The 7,127-nt window shown below is 71.3% G+C and carries 1 protein-coding gene; it reads right to left on the bottom strand.

What is annotated here, in order from left to right; translation table 11 throughout:
- The coding region (locus tag AB0469_RS40740) for an amino acid adenylation domain-containing protein (RefSeq protein WP_366456665.1) at positions 1 to 7,088 on the bottom strand (7,088 nt) is incomplete at its 3' end.
- Between the last annotated feature and the right edge of the window lie 39 nt (positions 7,089 to 7,127).

The following is a 7,127-nucleotide window of genomic DNA, read 5'->3' as shown; positions in this document are numbered from 1 at the left end:
GGCAGCGCCTTGCGGTCCAGCTTCCCGTTGACCGTCAACGGCAGGCCGTCCAGCGCCACCACAGCCGCCGGCACCATGTATTCCGGCAGCAACCCCCCGACATGGCCACGCAGCCCTGCCACATCCAGCGAGGCCCCGGCAGTGGGGTCGGGAACGACGTAGGCCACGAGGCGTCGGTCTCCCGGCCGGTCCTCGCGCACCACGACCGCCGCCCGCGAAACCGACGGATGCGACACCAACGCCGCCTCGACCTCACCCGACTCGATCCGGAAACCCCGGACCTTGACCTGGTCATCAGCCCGGCCCACGAACTCCAGAACGCCGTCCGCGCTCCACCGCACCAGGTCACCGGTGCGGTACATCCGCTCGCCCGCGGCCCCGAACGGATCCGCGACGAACCGCTCCGCCGTCAGACCGGGCCGGTTCACGTAACCACGGGCCAGCTGGTCGCCCGCCAGGTACAGCTCGCCGACCGAGCCGGCGGGCACCAACCGCAGGGCCGCGTCCAGCACGTAGACACGGGTGTTCCACACGGGGCGTCCGATGGGCACGGTGGCGGCTTCGGCGTCGTTCTCGCACGGCCAGGCGGTCACGTCCACCGAGGCCTCGGTGGGCCCGTACAGATTGTGGAGCGGCACGTCGAGCAGGGTCCGGAACCGGTCGCGCAGGTCCGCCGACAAGGCCTCACCGCTGCAGAACACCGCCCGCAGCCCCGTACAGGCGGTCACGGAGGACTCTCCCACGAACGCTTGCAGCATCGACGGGACGAAGTGCGCGACGGTTATCCCCTCGCGCTGGATCAGCTCCGCGAGATAGCCGGGATCGCGGTGGCCACCGGGCCTCGCGAGCACCAGTGCCGCGCCGGTCGACAGCGGCCAGAAGAACTCCCACACGGACACGTCGAATCCGAAGGGCGTCTTCTGCAGGACGCGGTCCGAGGCGCCGATGCGGTACTCGGACTGCATCCACTGCAGCCGGTTCACCACGCCCCGGTGCGGCACGGCCACACCCTTGGGCCGCCCCGTCGAACCCGACGTGAAGATCACGTATGCCGGATGCGAAGGCAGCGGCGCCGCAGCGCGTTCGGACTCGGCCAGGTCCGCGTCGCCTCGGCGGACGAGGTCCGCGACGGTCTCGGGCCCGTCCAGTACGAGCTGGGGCGCTCCGTCCCCGACCTGCGGCCTTTCCGTCCGTGAGCTGCTGATCACCAGCGCCGGCCGCGCGTCCTCCAGCATGAGGGCGATGCGCTCGGCGGGATACTCGGGGTCGATCGGCACGTACGCGCCGCCGGCCTTCAGGACCGCGAGCAGGGCGACCACCAGGTCGGGGGAGCGTTCCATGAGCACCCCGACCAGGGACTCCGGGCCGACACCCCGCTCGACGAGCAGCCGGGCGAGCCGGTTCGCCCGCCCGTTCAGCTCCCGGTAGGTCAGCCCGGTGCCGTCGGAGACGACGGCCGTGGCCTCCGGAGTACGCGCCGCCTGTGCCTGGAACAGCTCCGCGAGCGTGCGGGCCGGGACGTCCCGGGCGGTGTCGTTCCACTCGGTCAGCAGACGGTGGCGCTCATCGGCGTCCAGGACGTCGACCTGGCCGATCGGCTGCCGCGGGGCGGTGACGACGGCCTGCAGAACACGCACGAAGCGCTGGGCGAGCCGGTGCACCGTCGTCCGGTCGAAGAGGTCGGTGGCGAAGGTGACGCTGCCGCGCAGCCCGGCCGGCTCCCCGTCGGTGTCGAAGGCCTCGCCGAAGGCGAAGGACAGGTCGAACTTCGCCGGGGTGACGCCCGGGGGCATGCCGTCGACGTCGAGGCCGGGCAGGTCGAGGACGGCTTGCGCGTTGTTCTGCAGGGTGAGCATGACCTGGAACAGCGGATGCCGGGCCATGGACCGGGCCGGGGACAGCTCCTCCACCAGCCGCTCGAACGGGACGTCCTGATGGGCGAAAGCGTCCAGACCCGTCTCCCGCACCCGGCCCAGCAGGTCGGCGAAGGTGGGATCGCCCGACGTGTCGGTCCGGAAGACCAGCGTGTTGACGAAGAACCCGACGACGTCGTTGAGCGCGTCGTCCAGCCGTCCCGCGATCGGCGAGCCGATCGGCACGTCCGTGCCCGCCCCGATCCGGGAGAACAGTGTCGCCAGAGCTGCCTGCAGCACCATGAACACCGTCACGCCCTCGGCGCGGGCCAGCTCGGCCAGGCACTGGTGGACGTCGGCCGGGACGGTCAGGGCGATGGTGTCACCACGCTGTGTGGCGATGGCCGGGCGCGACCGGTCCGTCGGCAGCGCCAGCTCCTCCGGCAGGCCGGCGAGGGCGCTGCGCCAGTAGGCCAGCTGCTGGGACAGCACGCTGTCCGGATCGTCATCGTCGCCCAGCAGCTCCCGCTGCCACAGGGTGTAGTCCGCGTACTGCACCGGCAGCGGTTCCCACTGGGGTGCGTATCCACGCAGCCGTGCCGCGTACGCGGTGGACACGGCGCGCGCCAGCGGGCCCAGCGACCAGCCGTCACCGGCGATGTGGTGCACCACGAGGAGGAGCACGTGCTCCTGCGGTCCCACCGCGAACAGCGAGGCCCGCAGCGGGATCTCGGTCGCCAGACGGAAGGGGTGCACCGAGGCCCGGGCCACCGCATCCGCCAGCTCCGCCTCCTCGAAGCCGCCGGCGTCGACCACGGGCAGATCGATGGAGAGGTCCTCCGGGTCGAGGATCCGCTGTCGCGGCTGCCCGTCGGCGGACGGGAACACGGTCCGCAGCACTTCGTGCCGTGCGACGAGGTCCCGGAGGGCCGCCTGCAGTGCGTCGTGGTCGAGGTCGCCGGTCAGGCGGAGGGCGATGGGGATGTTGTAGGCGGGGTTGGGGCCTTCCAGCTCGCCCAGGAACCACAGTCGCCGCTGCGCGAACGACAGCGGCACCGCGTCCGGCCGGGCCGTGGCGGTCAGCGCGGGCCGGGCCTGGCCGGCCTCCGCCAGTCGGCGCGTGAGTCCGGCCACGGTCGGCATCTCGAACAGCGCACGGATCGGCACTTCCACGCCGAGGACCTTGCGGATGCGGATGACCAGCCGCGTGGCCAGCAGCGAGTGCCCGCCCAGCTCGAAGAAGTCGTCGTCCAGCCCGACCCGGGGGTGGCCCAGCAGCTCGGCGAAGATGCTGCACAGGATCCCCTCCTGTGCGGTCGAGGGTTCCCGGCTGTCCGACGTCGCGTCGTTCGAGCCGGGGGCGGGCAGGGCCTTGCGGTCGAGCTTTCCGTTCACCGTCAGCGGCAGTCCGAGCAGCACCACGAGCGCCGACGGCACCATGTACTCGGGCAGCACCTCGGACAGGTGATCGCGTACGGCGTCGACATCCACCCGGACCGCTCCCGCCGGGACGACGTATCCGACCAGGCGCTTGTCTCCGGGGATGTCCTCGCGGACGATCACCGTGGCCTGCGCCACCGACGGGTGCGACACCAGCACGGCCTCGACCTCGCCCAGCTCGATCCGGAAGCCGCGGACCTTGACCTGGTCATCGGCCCGTCCCACGAACTCCAGCACACCGGCCGCGTTCCACCGCACCACGTCACCCGTGCGGTACATCCGCTCGCCCGCGGCCCCGAACGGATTGGCGACGAACCGCTCCGCCGTCAGCCCGGGACGGTTCAGGTACCCGCGGGCCAGACCCGCACCCGCCACGTACAGCTCACCCGCCACACCCGGCGGAACCGGCTGCAACCCCCCGTCCAGGACGTACACCCGCGTATTGACCAGCGGCGAGCCGATGTGCGGGACGGCGTCCGCGTCCAGTGGATCGGTCACCGTCGCGCACACCGTCGTCTCCGTCGGCCCGTACGCGTTCAGCAGCCGGCGGCCCGCAGCCCACCGGCCCACCAGCTCCCCACCCAGGGCCTCGCCGGCCGTCACCAGGGTCGACACCGTCGGCAGCGCATCCGGCTCCAACGTCGCCAACACCGCCGGCGGCACCGTCACATGCGTGATGGCATGCTCGGCAACGACGCGCGTCAGCGTCGGGCCCGCCAGCAGCTCCTCGGACGAGGTGAGCACGAGGCGGGCGCCGGCGCAGAGGGTCGTCACCAGCTCCGAGATCGACGCGTCGAAACTCGGCGAGGCGAACTGCAGCATGCGGCTGTCGGCGTCGACCGCGAAGCGCTCGATCTGCCCGGCCGCCAGACTCGCCAGGCCCTGGTGCTGCACCACGACGCCCTTGGGCCGGCCCGTCGAACCCGACGTGTAGATCACGTACGCCGGATGGGAGGGCAGGAGTTCACTCACACGCTCCGCATCCGCCACGTCGCCGGCGTCGAAGCGCCGGAGCAGCTCGGTGGTCTGCGGCTCGTCCACGACCACGCACGCCGACGCGTCCGCGCCCGCCACGCTCGCCGCAGCCCCGGTACTGGTGATCACCAGCACGGGCCGCGCGTCGTCCAGCATGTAGGCGATCCGCTCGGCCGGGTAGGCCGGATCGACGGGCACGTACGCCCCGCCGGCCTTGAGCACCGCGAGAAGGGCGATCGTGAGGTCGGCGGAGCGTTCCATGGCCACACCGACCGGCGTCTCCGGGCCCACGCCCCGCTCGATGAGCAGCCTGGCCAGCCGGTTCGCCCGTGCGTTCAGCTCCGCATAGGACAGCTCGACGCCCTGATGGACGACGGCGGTCGCCCGAGGCGTACGAGCCACCTGGCCCTGGATCAGCTCAGGCAGCGTCACGGCGGGGAGGTGACGGGCGGTGTCGTTCCACTCCGTGAGGATGCGGCGCCGCTCCCCGGCGTCCAGGATGTCGACCCGGCCGATCCGCTGACGCGGATCGGCGACCACGGACCGCAGGAAGCCGATGAAGCGCTCAGCGATCCGCTCGACCGTGGTCCGGTCGAACAGATCGGTGGCGAACGTGATCGCACCGCGCAGCCCGGCCGGAGCGGACCCGGAGCCGAACACCTCGCTGAAGCTGAAGGACAGGTCGAACTTCGCCGGCGCTTCGCCTCCCGGCACGGCACTGACGTCGAGGCCCGGCAGCTCCAGTACCGCCTGGGTGTTGTTCTGCAGGGCCAACATCACCTGGAACAGGGGGTTCCGGGCGATGGACCGCGACGGCGCCAGGTCCTCCACCAGCCGCTCGAACGGCACGTCCTGATGCGCGAACGCACCCAGACCCGTCTCCCGCACCCGGCCCAGCAGCTCACTGAACGTGGGATCGCCGGAGACGTCCGTGCGCAGGACCAGCGTGTTCACGAAGAACCCGACGAGGTCGTCCAGCGCGTCGTCGGTGCGCCCCGCGACCGGTGTTCCGATCGGAATGTCCGTGCCCGACCCCAGCCGGGACAGGACCGTGGCCAGCGTTGCCTGCAGGGCCATGAACATGGTCACGCCCTCGGCCCGCACCAGTTCGGCGAGACCCTGATGCAGGTCGGCCGGGATGCTCAGCCCGATGGTGTCACCGTGGTGGGTGGGTACGGGAGGACGTGGCCGGTCGGCCGGCAGGGCCAGTTCGTCCGGCAGATCGGCAAGGGTCTCACGCCAGTAGGTGAGCTGCTGGGAGAGCACGCTGCCGGTGTCCTCCTCGGACCCCAGCAGTTGGTGCTGCCACAAGGTGTAGTCCGCGTACTGCACGGGCAGCGGCTGCCACTGAGGTTCGGACCCTTCGAGGCGCGCCGCGTACGCGATCGACACATCACGTGCGAGCGGCTCCATCGACCAGCCGTCACCGGCGATGTGGTGCACCAGGAACAGCAGCACCTGCTCGTCCGCTCCGAGCTGGAACAGCCACGCCCGCAGCGGCACCTCACTCGACAGGTCGAAGGTGTGTGCGGCCGCTCCGGCGATCTTCTCCGCCACGGCCGCCTCGTCGCACCCCGTCGCGTCGAGGACGGTCAGGAGCGGATCCAGCGCGCCGACGTCCAGGATCTGCTGTCGTGGCTGTCCCTGGTGGGCCGGGAACACCGTTCGCAGGACCTCGTGACGGTTCACGACGTCCCGCAGTGCCTCACGCAGCGCCTGCCGGTCCAACGCGCCCGTCAGCCGCAGGGCCGTCGCAATGTTGTAGGTCGGGTTCGCGCCCTCCAGCTCACCGATGAACCACAGCCGGCGCTGCGCGAACGACAGCGGGAGCACCTCCGGACGCGGCCGCGTCTCGAGAGCGGGCCGGGCCAGGTCGGCCTCGGTCAGCCGGCCCGCGAGCTTCGCGACGGTCGGGGTCTCGAACAGTGCCCGGATCGGAACCTCGATGCCCAACGTCGAACGGATCCGGCTGACCACACGGGTGGCCAGCAGCGAGTGGCCGCCGAGCTCGAAGAAGTTGTCGTCGACCCCGACCTGCGGCAGGCCCAGCACCTCGGCGAACAGGCCGCACAGCACCTCTTCGCGAGGTGTGCGCGGCGTCCGGTAGACGCTCTCGGCCGTCACGTACGGAGCCGGCAGGGCCTTGCGGTCCACCTTTCCGTTCTGGGTCAGTGGGAGCTCGTCCAGTACGACGATCGCGGACGGGACCATGTACTCGGGAAGCACCCCGGAGAGGTGCGTACGCAACGCGGCCACGCTCGTCGGCGCCGCGTCGGATGCCGGGACGACGTAGGCGACGAGGCGTTTGTCGCCGGGCTGGTCCTCGCGCACGAGTACGGCGGACTGTGCCACCGAGGCATGCGCGGCCAGTACGGCCTCGACTTCAGCCGGCTCGACACGGAAGCCTCGGATCTTGACCTGGTCGTCGGCGCGCCCGACGAACTCCAGCTCTCCGGAACCGCTCCAGCGGACCAGGTCGCCCGTACGGTACATCCGCGATCCCGCGGGACCGTAGGGGTCGGCGACGAAACGCTCCGCGGTCAGGTCCCGGCGGTTGAGGTAGCCGCGGGCCAGGCCGGCCCCCGCCACGTACAGCTCGCCCGCCACACCCGCGGGAACCGGCTGAAGCGCCCGGTCCAGGACGTACACACAGGTGTTGTCCAGCGGCCGCCCGATCGGCAGCGTGATCCCCACCTCGGCAGGGTTGAACACAGCATGCTGCGTCGCACACAGGGTGATCTCCGTCGGCCCGTACAGGTGCCGTACCACCACACCCGGATTCGCCTCAAGAACCCGGCGAACGGAAGACGCGGGGACCACGTCACCGCCCGTCAGCACCTCACGCACACCCTGGAAGAC

The sequence above is a fragment of the Streptomyces sp. NPDC093801 genome (assembly GCF_040701585.1).
GTDB lineage: Bacteria > Actinomycetota > Actinomycetes > Streptomycetales > Streptomycetaceae > Streptomyces.
This window is presented reverse-complemented; position numbering and strand designations above follow the sequence as displayed.